This is a genomic window from Streptomyces sp. a15 (genome assembly GCF_059026085.1).
This window is the reverse complement of sequence record NZ_JBWLKM010000026.1, coordinates 42,458-59,492: the sequence shown is the minus strand read 5'-3', so window position 1 is coordinate 59,492 and position 17,035 is coordinate 42,458. Positions and strand designations below refer to the sequence as shown.

At 69.5% G+C, this 17,035-nt stretch carries 13 protein-coding genes and 2 pseudogenes; 4 read left to right on the top strand and 11 right to left on the bottom strand.

The window, feature by feature from the left end; translation table 11 throughout:
• Window positions 1-463 precede the first annotated feature (463 nt).
• Together AC5P09_RS25620 and AC5P09_RS25615 are read right to left on the bottom strand one after the other, a co-directional pair.
• Window positions 464-2,662, bottom strand: a complete 2,199-nt coding sequence (locus AC5P09_RS25620; protein ID WP_493876150.1) for an RICIN domain-containing protein — start codon at window positions 2,660-2,662, stop codon at window positions 464-466.
• 572 nt (window positions 2,663-3,234) lie between these two features.
• Window positions 3,235-4,269, bottom strand: a complete 1,035-nt coding sequence (locus AC5P09_RS25615; RefSeq protein ID WP_493876117.1) for a LacI family DNA-binding transcriptional regulator — start codon at window positions 4,267-4,269, stop codon at window positions 3,235-3,237.
• A 321-nt stretch (window positions 4,270-4,590) separates the two neighbouring features.
• On the opposite strand from AC5P09_RS25615, the gene AC5P09_RS25610 reads away from it, so the two are divergent.
• Window positions 4,591-5,598, top strand: coding sequence for a LacI family DNA-binding transcriptional regulator (locus AC5P09_RS25610; RefSeq protein ID WP_493876116.1), 1,008 nt, complete (start codon window positions 4,591-4,593; stop codon window positions 5,596-5,598).
• A gap of 238 nt (window positions 5,599-5,836) precedes the next feature.
• Here AC5P09_RS25610 and AC5P09_RS25605 read toward each other — a convergent pair.
• Window positions 5,837-6,089: pseudogene (locus tag AC5P09_RS25605) on the bottom strand (4-hydroxy-2-oxovalerate aldolase); the annotation flags it as partial.
• 207 nt (window positions 6,090-6,296) lie between these two features.
• On the opposite strand from AC5P09_RS25605, the gene AC5P09_RS25600 reads away from it, so the two are divergent.
• Complete coding sequence (locus AC5P09_RS25600) at window positions 6,297-7,121, top strand: SDR family oxidoreductase (protein ID WP_493876115.1); 825 nt, start codon at window positions 6,297-6,299, stop codon at window positions 7,119-7,121.
• Between the two features lie 701 nt (window positions 7,122-7,822).
• A complete protein-coding gene (locus tag AC5P09_RS25595) occupies window positions 7,823-8,446 on the top strand; it encodes a TetR/AcrR family transcriptional regulator (protein WP_334591581.1) in 624 nt (207 codons plus the stop codon).
• Window positions 8,447-8,580: 134 nt separating this feature from the next.
• On the opposite strand, the pseudogene AC5P09_RS25590 reads toward AC5P09_RS25595, so the two are convergent.
• The 7 genes and pseudogenes from AC5P09_RS25590 to AC5P09_RS25560 all read right to left on the bottom strand — a co-directional run.
• Window positions 8,581-8,682, bottom strand: a pseudogene (locus tag AC5P09_RS25590) (CoA-transferase); the annotation flags it as partial.
• A 127-nt stretch (window positions 8,683-8,809) separates the two neighbouring features.
• Window positions 8,810-9,775: a fumarylacetoacetate hydrolase family protein gene (locus tag AC5P09_RS25585; protein WP_493876114.1), complete on the bottom strand. Its 966-nt coding sequence runs from the start codon at window positions 9,773-9,775 to the stop codon at window positions 8,810-8,812.
• Window positions 9,776-9,868: 93 nt separating this feature from the next.
• Complete coding sequence (locus tag AC5P09_RS25580) at window positions 9,869-10,807, bottom strand: VOC family protein (RefSeq protein ID WP_493876113.1); 939 nt, start codon at window positions 10,805-10,807, stop codon at window positions 9,869-9,871.
• Between the two features lie 24 nt (window positions 10,808-10,831).
• Window positions 10,832-11,860 carry an amidohydrolase family protein gene (locus tag AC5P09_RS25575; RefSeq protein ID WP_493876112.1) on the bottom strand — a complete coding sequence of 343 codons (1,029 nt, stop codon included), beginning with the start codon at window positions 11,858-11,860 and terminating at the stop codon, window positions 10,832-10,834.
• Window positions 11,857-12,996 (bottom strand): FAD-dependent oxidoreductase, encoded by a 1,140-nt coding sequence (locus AC5P09_RS25570; protein WP_493876111.1) that lies wholly within the window; start codon window positions 12,994-12,996, stop codon window positions 11,857-11,859. The genes AC5P09_RS25575 and AC5P09_RS25570 overlap by 4 nt, the downstream gene beginning before the upstream one ends.
• 114 nt (window positions 12,997-13,110) lie before the next feature.
• Entirely contained in the window at window positions 13,111-14,067 is a 957-nt protein-coding gene (locus AC5P09_RS25565) for a cyclase family protein (RefSeq protein WP_493876149.1), read from the bottom strand.
• Between the two features lie 11 nt (window positions 14,068-14,078).
• Window positions 14,079-15,083 (bottom strand): fumarylacetoacetate hydrolase family protein, encoded by a 1,005-nt coding sequence (locus AC5P09_RS25560; RefSeq protein WP_493876110.1) that lies wholly within the window; start codon window positions 15,081-15,083, stop codon window positions 14,079-14,081.
• Between the two features lie 129 nt (window positions 15,084-15,212).
• Here AC5P09_RS25560 and AC5P09_RS25555 point away from each other — a divergent pair, with 129 nt between their 5' ends.
• Window positions 15,213-16,148 (top strand): LysR family transcriptional regulator, encoded by a 936-nt coding sequence (locus tag AC5P09_RS25555; protein ID WP_493876109.1) that lies wholly within the window; start codon window positions 15,213-15,215, stop codon window positions 16,146-16,148.
• Window positions 16,149-16,437: 289 nt separating this feature from the next.
• Here AC5P09_RS25555 and AC5P09_RS25550 read toward each other — a convergent pair whose 3' ends face one another.
• On the bottom strand, window positions 16,438-16,989 hold the full coding sequence (locus AC5P09_RS25550; RefSeq protein ID WP_493876108.1) for a transposase: 552 nt from the start codon (window positions 16,987-16,989) through the stop codon (window positions 16,438-16,440).
• Window positions 16,990-17,035: the final 46 nt, after the last annotated feature.

Sequence of the window (17,035 nt, the reverse complement as noted above, 5' to 3'; positions counted from 1 at the left end):
GGACCGTACGGTGGACGCACCAACGGCTGCGCGACGACATGGGCACTGGTCCGGCCGGACACCCATCGGGGGCTGAGCTCTGCGGCGGCTCCAAGATCCGTGCTTCCTGTGTCACAGTGCCCTCCCGGATGTACAGCGGGCCTTCGAGAACGTCATGCCTGCCCCTCGGGGCGCGTTGGGAAAACGTATTCCGCGCAGTGTGCCCAGCGGTGATCGAGTGCGTCAAGGTTTCGAGCAGATGAACGTCAGCGTTGTGGAGGCCCCTGCCGGAAAGCCGACGGCGCCATGCGACAGCGAGCCGTGCGGCAGCCCGGCTGCTTCGGTAAGGCGCTTGTCACTGGCTGCTCAACCCGTCGCCCGGCGGGGGCGCCGCAGAGCAGGCGGATCTCATGGCCCCCGGCGCACGGGTGGGGCAGGCCGGGGGTCGGGCCTGCCCCACCCAAGGGCTCGGTTGCTCAGCCGGTCATGCCACCTTGACCAGCTTCCAGCGCTGGTTGCTGCCGCCGTTGGTGTACCACTGGTCGATGGGGGTGTTGTCGGTGGTCCCACCCTTGTACACGTCCACCTTGTACCCGTTCGACCGGGACTCGATGGTGTAGCTGCCGCTGTCGCCCGGGGCGATCAGCCACTGCTGGCTGACGCTCCCGCTGGGGGTCTTCAGCTGCAACTGGGTGCCGGGCCAGGTGGAAGCCGCGTTGATGTCGAGGGACTTACCGCTGGTGACACCCGTGATGGTGAGGTAGCCGCCGCTGGTGTAGGCCAGTTTCCACTGCTGGCTGCCGCTGTTCGCGTCGGTCTTCTGAACGACGGGCGTGCCGTCGCTGGTTCCACCGTTGTAGGCGGTGAGCACCTTGCCGGTGCTGGCGCTGATGATCTTGTAGGTGCCGGACAGGTCGCTGACCGGCTCGTGGGTGACGGAGAAGTTGGAGTATTCGACGGGGTAGTAGCCGGCGGTGCCCAGGCCGGCCAGGCCCGCACCGTAGCTCGTGTCGGTGACCGTGCCGACGGTGTTTCCGTCGATCTTGGCGATGATCGTGCTGCCCTGGAAGGTCAGCGACAGGTTGTGCCAGGTGCCCGTGCCGGGAGCGGTGACGGTACCGCTGGCAAGGGTGGTCCAGTTCCACGCTTTGTTGCCGGCGGTGTCGGTCTTCAACAGCGACCAGGATCCGGTGTCGGACAGGCGCAGGTGGTAGGCGTTCATCCCCCCGGCGCTGAACTTCGTCTGGGTGCCGACACGGCCGAGGAGCTCTGCGGAGCTGCTGCTCTTCTCCAGCAGTACGTCGGAGCTGACCGTGTAGTTGCTCCAGCCGACGTCGCCCATGAGGGTGTAGGGCTGGAGGGCGTTCGTGGCCGGGTACCACCAGACGATCGGCTTCTGGGGTGCGGTCTGGCGCAGGCACTGGCCGGTGCGGCCCCCGGTGCAGGGGGCGGCCTGGAACGCGCCGTTCATGGAGGCGAAGTACTTCGCCTCCTGCCCGGTGCTGTAGCCGGCGAAGGAGTCCGAGTAGGGCATGACGAGCCGGTTGCGCGCGGGCGAGGTGGCCGTTCCGGCACCCTGGCCGGTCGTGGTGGTCACGGTGTAGACGTGACCGGGGTCCAGGGTGAGGGTGTACGTGCCGTTGTTGGCCGTCAGGTCACTGTTCTGCACCATGCGCGGGGTGGCGCCGCCGGGCTGTGACAGGTCGGTGGACCACACGTGCAGGGTGCCGCCGGGCAGGCCGCCGGCGATGTCGAGGGTGACCGTCTGGGACGCGGTGGCGTCCATGGTCTCGAAGACGGTGCTCCAGGCGCTCTTGTCGGGCGCGGCGTAGCTGACGTAGCTGCCGTTGGCGCGGTCGCCGCCGAGGTAGCCGGAGGCGCTGTCGAGGTACTTCCAGCCGGGTGAGGTGAACTGCGTGGTCTGGGCGATGGACCAGGCGGTGCGGGAGACACTGTAGGCGCCGGACCACGGCTGGTTCGCGGTGACCAGGCCCTGGTCGTGGAAGTAGAGGTTCTGGTAGTCGGCGGCCAGCATGGGCCAGTTGATGTACGCGCTCATCTTGGCGTCGAGGTAGCCGCGGTTGATGGCACGGGCGACCGGGGCCGCCCCGGTCTCGGCGTTCTCCGAGCCGTTCTCGCTGGCCCAGAGCTGCTTGCCCAGCGACTGGGCGTCGGCGGAGGAGGAGCAGGTGGTCATCGCGGACGCGTACGTGCAGGGATAGTGCGCGCCGACGATGTCCACGGCGTTGTTCAGGGCGCTGGCGGTCTTCATGGCGGTGGCGATGTTCCAGTTGGTCTCATCGCTGCCGACCAGCTTGGTCGAGGTGTAGCCGTTCGCGGCCAGGGCCGACTTCAGGTTCTCGTAGAAGGAGGCGCTGTACGTCTTCTCGTTCTGGCCGCCGAGGTAGTCGATGCTCAGGCCGTGCTGCTTGGCGCAGCCCATCCAGTCGATCAGGTAGTTGATCCCGTCCGTCGAGTAGAAGTTGCCGTTCCCTATCCAGCCGGGGGCGCCCCAGGCCAGGGCGAAGAGCTTGATGTTGGGGTTACGGGCCTTGGCCTGCTCCATCAACCACCACTCGTAGCCGGCGTTGCAGTCCATGTCGTCCTTCGAGTGCTCGAAGCTGGCCTCGGAGCCGTCGGTTGAGTTGGTGTCGCCGCCGATCTCGACCTTGAGGATCTGCAGGGACGCGCCGTAGCCGGGCTTGAACAGGTAGTCCAGGATCTGGTTGCGCTGGCTGGACGGTAGTCGACCAGGAGGCGGGTGTTGCCGCCGCCGCCGCTGATCGCGCCCACGCCGTCGAAGGTGCGTCCACCGCTGGTGCCGTCCACGGTGATGGCCGTGTCGGTGGCGGCATACGCGGGCGACACTGCTCGGCCGGTCAGCAGGGCCAGTCCCATGAGCAGGGCGGCCAGGGCCGCCAACCGTCTGATGTGCCTGTCAGGCAGCCCTATGACGTCGTGCACGGGAGATCCTCCTCGGAGGGGGGTGTGGGGGTTGTGAGGCTTGCACCGGGGACTCGGTCCGGGTGCCTCGCGCGGGATTGCAGAGGTGGGGCGCCCCCGGTGATAGGTGCCCCGCTTCGGCGGGAAATCGTATTCCGCATTGGCGCGCAGTGTGCCCGTCTGTGATCGAAGGCGTCAAGACGTCGGTAACATGCAAGAAATGCATCTTTGGCGTGCGACGTTCCGGTGGCCCGAGGGCCCTGGGTGTGTTGGCCGGAGTGACCCGGCGGCGCGGTCGGGCTCGAGGGCGCTTCAGGCGACGCGGATCGCCGTGCTGTCGCGCACCACGACCTGCCCGCGCATCATCAAATGCTCTGCTCCCGCACGATCCGCGAGCGCGAGGCGGACCGCCTCGGCACCTGCCTGCGCCAGCGGCAACGACACTGTCGTCAGCCGCGGTGTCACGTCGATCGCGAGCTCGATGTCGTCGAAACCGGTCACCGAGACCTCGTCCGGCACCGCCACCCCGGCAGCCCGGAAGGCGGACATCGCACCGATGGCGATGGTGTCGTTGGCGGCGAGGACCGCGTGGGGCGGCTCCAGCCCCTCGGCGACCAGCCGCCGCGCCGCGTCGAACCCTCCTTGGCGGCTCACCGTGCAGTGCGAGATCCGGATGTGCCGCTCCTCGACGCCGCCGTCACGGAGACCGGTTATGAAGCCCGCGGTACGGGCCGAGACGTTCCCCTGCCCGCGCGCGCCGGCGAGGATCGTCACGTGCCGGTGCCCCGCCCCGGCGACGTAGCTGGCCAATTCCTTCGCAGGGCCGTGATTGTCGAAGCTGATGGAGTCGAACGGCATGTCGGTGTCACCGACGATCACTACCCGGCCGCCCTCGCGTTCGTAGCCGAGCAACTCGTCGAGCAGGCGCCCGCCGAGGGCGTTCGTGTCGAGGCGGCTCGAGGTCAGAATGAGCGCACGCGGCCGCAGAGCACGTTGCAGCCGGACGGTTTCGAGCTGCCTCTCGGCGGTGCCGTGGGTCGACGAGACGGTCACGAACGCCCCGGCGTCGCGTGCTCGCCGTTCCATCGCCGCGGCGACCAGTCCCATCGAGGGGGTTGTGAGGTCGTCGCCGACGACCGCGATCGAGTCGTTCGCGCGCCGCATCGCCCGGGCCGAGGCGTCCGCGGTGTAGCGCAACGCGGCCGCGGCGGAGACGACCCGCTGCCGGTATTCCTCCGCGACCGTCCGGTCACTGCCGCCCAGCACTCGCGACGCGGTCGAAACCGACACACCGGCGGCCGCCGCCACGTCACGCAGGGTGACGGTCGGCCTGGCTGAATGGGGCATCGCGCCGTCCCTCCCGCACCACGAAAACGAGCCGCCGTCGACGCTACCCGAGGATATCCCGGCCAGGCCGGGGAGGTGTGGACGAAAGTGCCGGTGACCGACTCGGGATACGCTCGCCCGGCTCGAAGGTGGTCGCGTCGGCCCGGTTGGATTCCGCAAGGCATGTGCGGCGCAGTAAGCGCACCGGCCTACGGAGTGACCCTCGGTAGTGATTCCGCGACTTCCAGGCGCTGGGCGGCTCGGTGCACAATGTGCGGCATGGAAGATGGAGCGGCAGCGCCTGTACGGCGTCGCGGGGAGGCCGTATCCGAGGGGCGCCAGGTGACCCTGCATGATGTGGCGCGGACAGCGGGCGTCTCACAGGCGACGGCGTCGCGGGTGCTCAACGGCAGCGTCCGCAACGTCCGGCAGGAGAACGTCGACCGTGTGCTCACCGCGGCCGCGGACCTGGACTACGCCCCGCACCTGTCCGCCCAGGCGATCGCGCGGGGTTCGACGAACATCGCCGCGCTGGTCGTCAGCGGTGTCGACGACCCGTACTTCTCCTCCATCGCGGCAGGTGTGACGCAGGCAGCCGAGGCCGCCGGACTCATCGTGACCATGGCGGTCGCGGATCGCTCCCCGGAGCGGGAACTCCAGATCGTCGGGACGCTGCGCGGCATGCGCCCCCGCGTCATCATCATGACCGGCAGCCGTATCGACGGCACCGATACCCGCGACGCTCTCGTCGAGGAGCTCCAGGCCTACCGGGAAGCGGGCGGCAGCGTGGTCCTGATCAGCCAGCACGACCTGCCGTTCCACACCGTCAGCATCGACAACTACGGTGGAGCGCGGCAGCTTGCCCGCGCGCTGGTAGGGCTCGGCTACCGGCGGCTCGCGGTGGTCCGGGCGGGGACCGGCCTCAGGACGTCCCGTGACCGGTGCAGCGGTTTCGTGGAGGGCCTGCGCGAGTTCGGCATCGACGTCGACGAGCGGCTGGTGGTCGAAGCCGAGTTCAGCCGCCGAGGGGGATGTGCGGCGGCGCGGGAACTCGTCCAGCGGGGACTGGACGGCACGGAACTCGTCTTCGCGGTCAGCGACGTCATGGCGATCGGTGTGATGACCGCATTCCGCGACGCCGGGCTTGTCCCTGGCCGGGACATCGCCGTCGCCGGCTTCGACGACATCGGCCCGGCGGTGGACGTCGTCCCGGAGCTGACGTCCGTGAACGTTCCTCTGCAGCAGGTCGGGCTCCGTGCGATGGAGCTCGCGCTCTCCGACGATGACGCCCCGCGGATCGTACCGGTCGCCACGAACGTCGTTCTGCGGGCAAGCACACCCCCTCGATGACCGTCCCGGCTGATCGCGTGGTGAGCGTCGACTGTCCGCCCTGAGCTGCTCCGCGGCCCGGCCGACGCCCTCGTGGCGGGCGACGCTCTTCCGGCCTGCCGAGCGCGCCGTAGCCGATGAGTGCGGTGCCGTCCTCGGGAGAAGCTCCGCTCAGATCAGGGCAAGACGCCGAGCCGAGCCGGGCGGCGGACCATGACCAGGCCCGGAGCGGGCTCACGGCGATAGCCGGGAGCGAGCCGCCAACGGGGCCAGTGGTGCGGACGCAGTGGGCGCCGTAGGACTCCATCAGCTTGGCCTGGCGGGCCAGTTCGGCGGTTCGGCCAGTGGGACATCATCAGGAAGCCCGCCACATCCATGCCCAGCCCGCGGGCCGCGGCGATGTGCTGGGCGGAGATGCCGGCCTCGGGCCAGTGGGTGGCCACGCGCACGGAGCGGATGCCCGGCGAGTGAGCGCGTTGCAGGTCGTGCAGGGTGCCGACGCAGGGCAGCAGCGGGTGGTCGAGAGCCGGATCGCTACTTCGGTCGCCTCCGCCTGAGCCATCGCTCGCATGTGCCACGCAGGCTCGATGGCTGGGCCGGGAGCTGTGTCGAAGCGTAGTTACTCATGCTCAAGAATCTACAGAGGAACTACTTGATACTGAGTATCAATAAGGTCTAGAGTCTCGTATTGCAAGTTCGTTTCGAACGGGAGTGTCCTTATGAGCAAGATCTGGTTCGTCACCGGTTCCTCGCGTGGCTTCGGTCGTCAGTTCGTCCAGGCGGCCCTGGAGCGTGGTGACAAGGTCGCGGCCACCGCCCGCAACACCGACTCCCTGGCGGATCTGGTGGCCGCCCACGGTGAGGCGGTCCTGCCGCTGAAGCTGGACGTCACCGACAAGGCCGCCGCATTCGAGGCCGTCAAGCAGGCGCACGAGCACTTCGGCCGCCTGGACGTGATCGTCAACAACGCCGGACACGGCCTGTTCGGCGCGGTCGAGGAGCTGACGGAACAGCACGTCCGCGGTCAGATGGAGACCAACTTCTACGGCGCCCTGTGGGTCACCCAGGCCGCCCTGCCCCTCCTGCGGGCCCAGGGCAGCGGCCACATCGTGCAGATCTCCACGGTCGGCGGCGTCGTCTCCTTCCCCAACCTGGGCGGTTACAACGCCTCCAAGTGGGCCCTGGAGGGCCTGACCGAGGCCCTCGCCCAGGAGGTCGCGGGATTCGGCATCAACGTCACCCTCGTCGAGCCCGGCGGCTTCGAAACCGACTGGGCCGGCTCCTCCGCCACGTTTGCCGAACAGTTGCCCGCCTACGACGACCTGCGCGCCGCCGTCGCCGCCGCCTGGGGCGACGTCAAGTCCGGCGACCCCGCCGCAACCGGCCCGGCCCTGCTGGAGATCGTCGACGCGGACAATCCTCCGCTGCGTGTCTTTTTCGGTACGGCCCCCCTCCACCTCGTCCCCCAGGTCTACGCCGAGCGGCTGAAGACCTGGGAGGAGTGGGCGGCGGTCTCCGCCGAGGCCGAGGGCGCCGCGGCCTGAAGCCGCCGCGCGGCAGCGAGACGCCGCGGGCCGATCCGTGACGAGGTGGATGGTTCGGGCGGCAGCCCGCATACATGAAGGCGGGCTCGGTGGTCAGGAGCCACTCGCGGCTCCCGAAGTGTCCCGGGCGGCCCGCGGCGCACTGTAGGCCCTTCCCGGCGAGGTGACGGGAAGGGCCGGGCGGGTGCGGGGCGGTCATCCTCCCCTTCTGTCACCGGTGGCCGTCCAGTCGCCTGACCACCGACCGGAACCCCAGTCGGGCCCGACCCCATCCGCGTCCAGAGTCATCCGTTCGACAGGGGACAGAGAGTCATGCCGGGCCCGGAGGGCAGCGGCGCCCTTGTGGGACCGCAGAAAGCATGACGGGGGTGCGTGCGTACGAGGAGGGTCAACTTTTCGGGGCAGGTGCCGGAGTCGCAGCCGACCTCGGCGCGGCCGGTCCGCCCGGGAGCGCCCAGCGGGCCTGCGGTCACCGTCACGTTCCCTGCGCGCGGCCCAGCGTTTCGTCGTATGCGCTGCCGTCCCTGAGGACGGACTGGGTGCGGCCGGGCAGGTCCTCCGGGTCAAGTGGACCCTCACCTCGCATCCGCTGACGAGCTCCGTGGGAGTGACTTGAGCGGCCGGCGTGGACAGTGTGGCCGCCGGGAGCCCATGTTTCTGATGCTCAGTATCAGATTGAGCCGCTGTTGTATTCTTTACTCATGACCGACTCCGCCCGCACCTCCGCCCAGTCCGCAACCAAACCGCCCGGCCTGCGGGAGCGTATGCGCGCGACGGTCCGGAAGGAAGTCGTCGAGGTCGCGCTCCGGCTCTTCATCGAGCAGGGATTCGACGGGACGACCGTCGACCAGATCGCCGGTGAGGTCGGGCTGTCGCGTGCCAGCCTGTTCCGGTACTTCGGCACCAAAGAAGACATGGTCCTGCAGGGCTTGGAGGAGACCGGCGGTCAGATCGCGGAGGCGCTCGCCGCCCGCCCTGACACCGAGGGTCCCTGGGAGGCGCTGCGCAGGGCGTTCGACGTCCTCACGCAGGCGAACGAGCAGGCGCCCGAGCAGACGCTCAGCTATCTGCGCATGCTCCAGGAGACTCCGTCATTGCGCGCCCGGCACTTCGAGAAGCAGCTGAGCTGGCAGGCGATGCTGGAGCCGGAGATCGCCCGGCGGCTGGGTGTCAGCGCCGACCAGCCGGAGGAGGTCGGGCCGAACGCGCTTTCCGGGGCCGCGCTCGCCTGTCTGGATGCGGCCGCGACGGGCTGGGTGGCCTGTGGGGGCGCCGTTCCCTTGGCCGTACTGCTCGACCGTGCGATGGGCACGCTGACGGAATAGTTTCACCAAGGTCTCCTGCCTCCTGGAACCACGGGGGTAGGCAACGGGGTTTGTCCCTGGCGGAGTTGGCCGGGCAGGCGAGGCTGGCGAAGCAGGCGCTCTCGAATCTGGAGCAGGGCGCGGGCAAATCCCATGGCGGTGTGATGCATGAGGACGATGACGCGGCGGGCGCCGTGGACGAGGTCCATGGCACCGCCCATGCCCTTGATCATCTTCCCGGGGATGACCCAGTTGGCCGGGTGCCTGTGTCGCATCGGTGGCGGTCACAGTCGCACCCGCCCGGGCCGGCGCCTCGACCGTGCCCTGCCCGCGCGGCCCCGCTGACGACGACCTTGTCGGCCGGCCTGCTCTCCGCCGCGCGGTTCACGGGCGCGTTCGCGGGCGCGTACGGGCGCGAGGGACGGCCACCGGTTCGGCACCGGGTACCACGGTGTTGGAGACGGTGCCGATGCCCTCGACGGTGAGGGTGACGGTGTCGCCGGGCTTCAGCGGTGGCGGATCCTGGCGGCCGCGCACGCCCCAGAGCTCCGCGAGGCAGCCGCCGTTGCCGCAGGTGCCGGAGCCGAGTACGTCGCCGGGACGGACCCAGGTGCCGCGGGAGGCGTAGGCGGTCATCTCCTCGAAGGTCCAGCTCATGTTGGACAGCAGGTCCTTGCCGACGACCTCGCCGTTGATCTCGGCGGTCAGCGCCAGGCGCAGGAAGCCGTCGCTGTCGCGGTAGGGCTCCAGCTCGTCCGCGGTGACGAGGTAGGGGCCGAGGGTGGTGGCGGTGTCCTTGCCCTTGCATGGGCCGAGGCTGACCTGCATCTCGCGGGACTGGAGGTCGCGGGCGGACCAGTCGTTGTAGATGGTGTAGCCGATGATGTGGTCGCGGGCCTGCTCCGGGGTGAGGTCGCGGCCCTCGCGTCCGATGACCGCGGCGACTTCGAGTTCGAAGTCCAGCGCCCGGCTTCCTGGCGGCACGGGGATGTCGTCGTGAGCGCCGATGACCGCGTAGGGGTTGGTGAAGTAGAAGGTGGGCGCGTCGTACCAGGCGTCCGGGGCGCCCGAGACTCCGTCGATGCTTCGCCGTACACCTTCGACGTGCTCCTCGAACGTGACGAAGTCGCGTACGGACGGCGGTTGGAGCGGCGGCAGCAGTCGCACCTGGGAGACGTGCGGCCCGCGCGGCACGTCCAGACTTGCGTTGCCCGCCTGGCGCAGTGCCTCGGGACCGGCCTGGATCAGGTCGAGAAGCGTCCCCGTGCCGGGGCAGGGGTAGAGGACGCCGTCATCCTCGATGGTGGCGAGACGGCTGCGGCCGTGCTGTTCGTACGTGGCGAAACGCATGGCATTCCTAGGGAGCTGGGAGGGTTGACACAGGCCCGGGGGCCCGGCGGCATGGCAGGCGGGGGAGTGCGCCGGGCCCCCGGTGTCATGGGGTCAGACCGGCGGAGCGACGAAGACGCCGCGGTCGACGTCGTTGAGCATTTCCTTGGCGACCATCTCGTTCATCGGGTTGGACGTGCCCCACTGGTCGGCGTTCTCGGGCTTCGTCAGGTCGTAGATGTGCGGGTGCCAGGTGTCCTCGTCCAGCTTTTCGAGCTCGGTGGTGTACTCCACGGTGTTGCCGTGCGGGTCGAGGAAGTACGTGAAGGTGTTGTCGCCCGCCATGTGCCGCCCGGGGCCCCAGATCTTGCGGGCGCCGGAGCGCATCACGCGGCCGGACCCGCGCATGTACTCGTCGATGCCGCGCATCTCGAAGGAGAGGTGCTGCAGGGAGGCGTGCGGACCGCTGGCGATGGCCATGGAGTGGTGCTGGTTGCTGATCCGCATGAAGTGCATGACGTCGCCCATGTGCGGCAAGGTCATCGTGTCGGACAGCCGGAAGTCGAGGTGCTGCTCGTACCAGGCGCGGGTGGCGTTGATGTCGGGGGAGTTCAGGACGACGTGCGAGAGACGGACCGGGATGGACTCCTTCTCCTCGACACGACGGTGCCGGCGCGCCTCGACGTCGGCCGAGACCTCGATGGTGCGGCCGTCGATGTCGAAGAAGCGGAAGCCGTAGCCGCCGCCGGGGGTGTCGACCTTGCCCGGCTGGGAGATCAACTGCACCCCACCTGCGAGGAGTTGCTCGGCAAGCGTGTCCACGTCGGCGGGGTTCGCCGCGCCGTAGGAGATGAGGTCGAGGCGCTTCTCCTCGGCCTTGCGGAGCCGGACGATGTACTGCTCGGGGGAGCCCTCGGCGGCCAGGAAGGAGATGCCGGAGTCTTCGGCGACCTTGGTCAGGCCCCAGACACCGGCGTAGAAGTCGAGCTGCTTGTCGTAGTCCGGCACGGCCAGGTCGACGTGCCGCAGGTGGGTGAGCAGACGTGTGCTCATGGTGGGGGTTCTCCTCTGTGAGGTTCAGACGGTTCGGACAAGGCGGAGCAGCGCTGCCGCGTTGCCGCCGCGTACGGCGTGGAAGTGAGGGGCGGGCAGGTCCGTGACGTCGCGCAGAGCGCCGAGCGGGTCGTCGGTGCCCATGTCGAAGGGGAAGTCGGAGCCGAGCAGCACCCGGTCGGGGCCGGCTGCCCGGATCAGCTCGCGCAGGACGTCCGGGTCGTGGACGAGGGAGTCGAAGTACAGCTGCTTGAGGTAGCTGCTGGGCGGGTGCGCGCAGCCGCGGGTGTCGGTGCGGGCGAGCCAGGCGTGGTCGGAGCGGCCGATGTGGGTGGGCAGATAGCCGCCGCCGTGGGCGGCGACGATGCGCAGCCCCGGGTGCCGGTCCAGGACTCCGGAGAAGATCAGATGGGACAGGGCGACGGCGTTCTCGGTGGGCTGGCCGACGGTGTTGGACAGGTACCACCGGTTGAGGCGCTCGTCGAGCGTGCAGCCGAAGGGATGCAGGAAGAGAATCGCGCCGCTTTCCTCGGCCCGTGTCCAGAACGGCTCGTACGCGGGGTCCGACAGTTCGCGTCCCGGCGCGTGGCTCGAGATCTCGACACCGCGCAGGCTCAGGCCGAGGGCGTGGTCGAGGGCTTCGACGGCGAGGTCCGGGTGCTGCAGCGGGACGAGGCCGAGGCCGTGCAGCCGCTGCGGGGCCTGGGCGACGTGCGCGGCGGTGCCTTCGTTGGCCAGTTCCCATACCGTGCGGGCCAGGTCCTTGTCGGCCCAGTAGTGGTAGTGCGACGGAGACGGCGAGACCAGCTGGACGTCGATCCCGGAGGCGTCCATCGCGGCGAGCCGGGCCTTGACGTCGGTCAGCCTCGGGAAGCGGTCGCGGAACATCGGGCCGCTGACGGCGATGGCCTCGGGGCCGTTGCGGCGGGCGTCGAGATCGCGGGCCGCGGCCAGACCGGGGTGTCCGGCGACGGCTTCCTCGACCTGAGGGAGCAGGACGTGCGCGTGGACGTCGATCGTGGGTGCGCTGTTCTGGTGACTCACAGGGTTCACGGGGTCTCCTGCAGGGCGGACATCGTGCGGCTCATCAGGCCGGGTGCGTCGGCGTCACGGGCGCCGTCCATCTGCCACTGACCGAGTTGCACGGATGCCTCGACCACCATGCGGACACGGCCGATCCGGCGTTCGTAGAAGCCGGTCAGGAGGGCGTCCAGGGAACTCCAGTCCTGCTCCGCGGTGAGCATCTCGGCCAGTACGGAGGCGTCCTCCAGCGACATGGCCGCGCCCTGGGCGAGCGTGGGAGGACAGACGTGGGCCGCGTCACCGATCAGGACGACCCGCCCGCGGTGCCAGGAGCCCTCGACGAGCAGCCGCTCGAACCAGGTGTAGTTGACCTTGGCGGGGTCGGTGATGCTCGCGGCGATCTCCGGCCACGCACCCCCGTAGGGCGCGGCCAGCCGCCGCATCTCGTCCGCGTACGAGGCCGGGTCGATGGAGGCGCGGTCGCGGTTGGCCTCGACGAGGTAGGCGTAGATGGTGTTCTTGCTGGTGGGGCAGTAGCCGGCGATGTAGCACGGTCCGCCGTAGGACAGGTCCTTGCGCTTCACGCTCTCGGGGCGGGGCGCGGGGACGCGCCAGATGGCCATGCCGGTCGGTTCGGGCTTGTCGCTGATGCCGATCATGGCGCGCGTGCGGGAGCCGACGCCGTCGGCGGCGATGACAAGGTCGTAGCGGCTCTCGGTGCCGTCGCTGAACCGGGCGGTGACGCCGGACGCGTCCTGGACCAGTTCCTCGGTGGTGGTGCCGAGGCGTATCGCCGCGCCGCTCTCGCGAACGGCCTCACACAGAATCTCCTGGAGCCGGGGCCGCTGCATGCCGAAGATCGAGGGCAGGTCGTCCCCGCCGCTGCGGAAGTCCTGCTGGACGTGGAACACGGTCCCGTCGGGCGAGGCCATGCCGACGGCGTCGACGGCGTAACCGCTCTCCCTGACCTCGTCCCATACGCCGACTTCGCGCAGCACGCGCAGCGCGTTGCCCTGGAGGGTGATGCCGGAGCCGAGCACGTTCCAGTCGGGCTTGGCCTCGATCAGTTCCACAGCGATGCCCGCCCGCCGCAGCAGCACGGTCACGGCGTTGCCGGACGCGCCGCCGCCTATGACTAGGACGGTGCGGGGCCGAGGGTCGTTCATGGGTTCTCCCTGAGAATGTGCCGCGCGACTTCGAACGGCGAGGGGGGTGTTGCCGGCCGGGTGGGCGAGGGGGGCGTAGCCGTCCGGGCGCGGTGCGCCCGGCAGCCCAGGGCGTTACTTGACGGCGATGGGATTCACCGGTGAGCCGACGGACCCGGTGATGGGCAGTGGCGCGGCGGTGAGCCAGAACGCGTACCGGCCGTCGGCGGCGCAATGTGCGGCGAGGGCGTCGAGGTCCCACATCTCACCGATGAGCAGACCGATGTGGGGGATGGCGACCTGGTGCAGCGGCTGGAAGGCGTGGTCGAACTCGTTGGGCCGCACCTCGAAGCCCCAGGTGTCGGTGGCGATCCCGGCGATCTCGCTGCGGTGCAGCCAGCCGGCCGTACTGAAGCTCAGTCCCGGCGCCGGTCCGCCCGCGTAGTCGCCCCAGCCTTCGTGACGGGCGCGGGCCAGCCGCCCGGTGCGCACGAGGACCAGGTCGCCACGACCGACGGTCACGCCGTGCGCCTCGGCGGTTGCGGTCAGGTGCTCCTCGGTGATGGCGAAGCCGTCGGGCAGTTCGCCGTCCTGGCCGATGACCAGGCCCACGTCGAGGAGGACGCCTCGCCCGGCGACGTGCGGTGCCATGTGCTCGATGCCGGTGACCAGGTCGCCTTCGGAGGTGACGACCTTCTCCGCCGGGCGGCCGTTCCACGCCATGCCGTGATCGAAGATGTGCCCGAGCCCGTCCCATTGGGTGGAGCACTGCAGGGGCATGGCGATCACATCGTCGGCGCCACCGAAACCGTGCGGAAAACCCTGACCGCCCAGAGCGGCGTCGGTGCCGGTGGCGAGCATCGTGTGCACCGGGTTCGTACGCCGCCGCCAGCCTTTCTGCGGGCCGTCCATGTCGAAGGCCTGTGACAAGGAGAAGCTGACGCCGTCGCGGATCAGGGCTGCGCCCTCGCGGCGCTTGGCCTCGTCGAGGAAGTTGAGCGTGCCGAGCACGTCGTCCTCGCCCCAGCGGCCCCAGTTCGAGTACGCCTTCGCGGCCTCGGCGATCGCCGCCTCGGGATCCGTACGATCGATACGGTCGGCGCTCACCGGGCCTCCTCCGCGACACAGCGGGTGCGCTGGGCGCCGAGGCCGGTGACCGAGCCGTCCATCACGTCGCCGTCGCGCAGCAGCCGGCCCCAGTGGATGCCGTTGCCGGCCGGGCTGCCGGTGAGGACCAGGTCGCCGGGGAGCAGTCGGGCGGTCTGGGAGATGTACGAGACCAGCCGTGCGACGCCGAAGATCATGTCCTTGGTGGACTCATCCTGCATGGTCTCGCCGTTGAGTTTCAGGGTGACCTGCAGGTCGGACGGGTCGGCGATGGAGTCGGCCGGGACGATCCACGGGCCGAGCGGGGTGAAGCCGGGGGCGTTCTTGCTGCGCAGCCAGTCGGTGCCGATCGGGGGCATGTCCCGGCGGAAGACGCTCGCGCGGTCGGTCAGGTCGTTGGCGATGGTGTAACCCGCGACGTGATCCAGCGCCTCCTCCACGGTGACCCGGTACGCGGGGCGGGAGATCACCGCGGCCACCTCCAGCTCCCAGTCGGGCTTCTCGGCCCAAGCGGGCAGTACCACGTCGTCGTAGGGACCGCTGATCGTGGTCGGCAGGCCGATGAAGACGTACGGGAGGTCCTCGGCGGCCCGCTTGTCCATGACCGCCGCGACCTCGGCGCGGGCCTCCTCGACGGTGCCCGGGGCGTCCGGGGCGCGGTGTGCGACCGCCAGGTCGATCACGTGTTGCCGGTAGTTGGCGCCGGACTGGAAGATCTGCCGGGGCTCGACGGGCGCGTGCACCGTCATCTCCGCCAGCGGCCGCCAGTCGCGCGTCGGGTCCCCGGCGAGGGTGTGCAGCCGCGGCAGCTCCTCGTCCCAGCGCTCCAGGAGCGCGAGCGTGGTCAACGCGGGTTCGTCCAGTGCCGTGCGCAGATCGAGCGCTCGGCCGTCCGACGTCACGAGGCTCGGGAACCTGGTCTCGCCCGGTGCCGAAAGGGTGCCGATGGCGAACGGTCCGGAGAAGGGGGTGAAGGGTGCCGACGTGGCTGCGGATGTCACGGAGATTTCCTCCCGATTGCGGTGCCACTAATCTGGCCCAGTAGATTGCAATCAGGGAAATCGATTTCCTGTATATGAGAATCCAGCTGGTGAATACCGATGGTGCCGGCTCCGGAATTGGGATGCTTCGTGAACTTGGCCAGCCTGGACCTCAACCTCGTCGTTGCCCTGCGCGCCCTCCTGCAGGAGCGCAACGTCACCAGGGCCGGCCAGCGCATCGGGCTCAGTCAACCCGCGATGAGCGCGGCCCTGGCCCGGCTGCGCCGCCACTTCGACGACGACCTGCTCGCCCGGGTGGGCGGAGCGTACGAACTGACCGCCCTCGGGCAGGCTCTCCTCGACCGAACCACCACCGCATGCGACCTGCTGGAGCGCGTCTTCGCCAGTCAGGCCGAATTCAACCCCTCCCGCGAGGAACACGAGTTCACGCTGATCGCCTCGGACTATGCGGTTGCCGTATTCGGCACCGAACTCGCCCGCACCATCCAAGCCGAGGCACCTGGCATCCGGCTCAGGTTCAAACAGGTACCGAACGAATTCATCGACAGCACCGGGTCGCTGCTCAGCACCGTGGACGGGCTACTGCTGCCCCACGGAATCATCCGCGGTTTCCCCACGGTCGAGCTCTACCAGGACAGCTGGGTCTTCCTCGTCGCGGACGACAACCCCGAGGTCGGCGAGCAGCTCACCCTCGACGACCTGGCCCGACTGCCGTGGGTGACGTACCAACGAGCCTACGATGCCCCCGCCGCCCGCCAGATCGCCATGCTCGGCATCGAGCCGCGCGTGGCGGTCTCCGTCGACAGTTTCCAGCTGATGCCACTCCTGGTCGCGGGCACCCGCCGGGTAGCCCTCCTTCAGAGGCGTCTCGCCGACGAGCTGGACGGACTCGCACCCGTCCGCATCATGGAACCGCCCTATGATGCCGTGCCGCTCCAGCAGGCCTTGTGGTGGCATCCGGTCCACATGCACGACGCGGCGCACATGTGGCTGCGGGAGACGACGGCCCGGGTCGCCGAGATGATGGAGGCCGGTCGGCCTACGATTTCCCGTCCGCCGGAATGAGGGTGGGGCTTTGCCCTGCATGGGCAAAAGACACCGCCGAGCCGCGGCCGACGCCGAATGGCGGCCGCCGCGTGGAGCCGGTTTGAGTAGTTGCTGCTGCTCTGGCTGGAAAGGTTCGCCGACCGGTCCCGTACCAGCGGTGACGATCGCTGCTTGAGCTGCGTGTATCGGGTCGCGTCCTCGGCATGGGCGTGCAGGTAGTCCCTGAAGATCCGCTGGGTGGGCCGTTAGGCGGGGGCGATGTCCAGGGCCTGGGGTTCGGGCATGCGGGCGTAGCGTTAGACGGTGTTCAGGGCCAGGTCCAGGCGGCGGGACCAGTCGAGGAGGCCGACGCCCTGGCTGAGGAGGTCGTGGATCTTTTCCAGCGTTCGCGGGTGCTGTGCTCGCGTACTCCACCGGGACGGGGCGGGTTGACGGTGCCCCAGTAGCCGGTGTGCGCGCGGACCTCGAGTTGGACTTTGTCGCAGAGGGCTCTCCAGAGGTGCCGTCGGCCGCTGACCCGCACCGTGTCGGGCAGGGCACGGCGGATGGCCTCGGCGTAGGTGGCCGAGCCGTCGTGCACACGACCTCGGCACCAGGATGTGCGCAGCCAGGACTGCAGGATGGCCCTCGCAGGGTCGGGCAGTACTGCGACGCGTCGGCCGGTTTCGGCATCCGTGACGATCATGGCGTAGCGGTGCCGGCGGCACAGGGCGAATTCGTCCACACCGATCACCCGTGGGACCGCCTGCTGCGGCAGCGGCAGGCGTCGCAGATGGCGCAGCGCGGAACTGCGGGAGACGGGCACGGCCAGCAGACCAGTGAGGCGTGCGGCCGCCCGGCCGGATAACTCCTGCCCCACCTGGGATATCTGCCAGGCAAGCCGCACCGTGCGGCGCTGATGGCGC

Bases quoted from the DNA above. Each gene is read 5' to 3' on its own strand.
- AC5P09_RS25615 (WP_493876117.1), bottom strand. From the start codon at position 4,269: ATGCCCCATTCAGCCAGGCCGACCGTCACCCTGCGTGACGTGGCGGCG.
- AC5P09_RS25600 (WP_493876115.1), top strand. From the start codon at position 6,297: ATGAGCAAGATCTGGTTCGTCACCGGTTCCTCGCGTGGCTTCGGTCGT.
- AC5P09_RS25595 (WP_334591581.1), top strand. From the start codon at position 7,823: ATGACCGACTCCGCCCGCACCTCCGCCCAGTCCGCAACCAAACCGCCC.
- AC5P09_RS25585 (WP_493876114.1), bottom strand. From the start codon at position 9,775: ATGCGTTTCGCCACGTACGAACAGCACGGCCGCAGCCGTCTCGCCACC.
- AC5P09_RS25580 (WP_493876113.1), bottom strand. From the start codon at position 10,807: ATGAGCACACGTCTGCTCACCCACCTGCGGCACGTCGACCTGGCCGTG.
- AC5P09_RS25570 (WP_493876111.1), bottom strand. From the start codon at position 12,996: ATGAACGACCCTCGGCCCCGCACCGTCCTAGTCATAGGCGGCGGCGCG.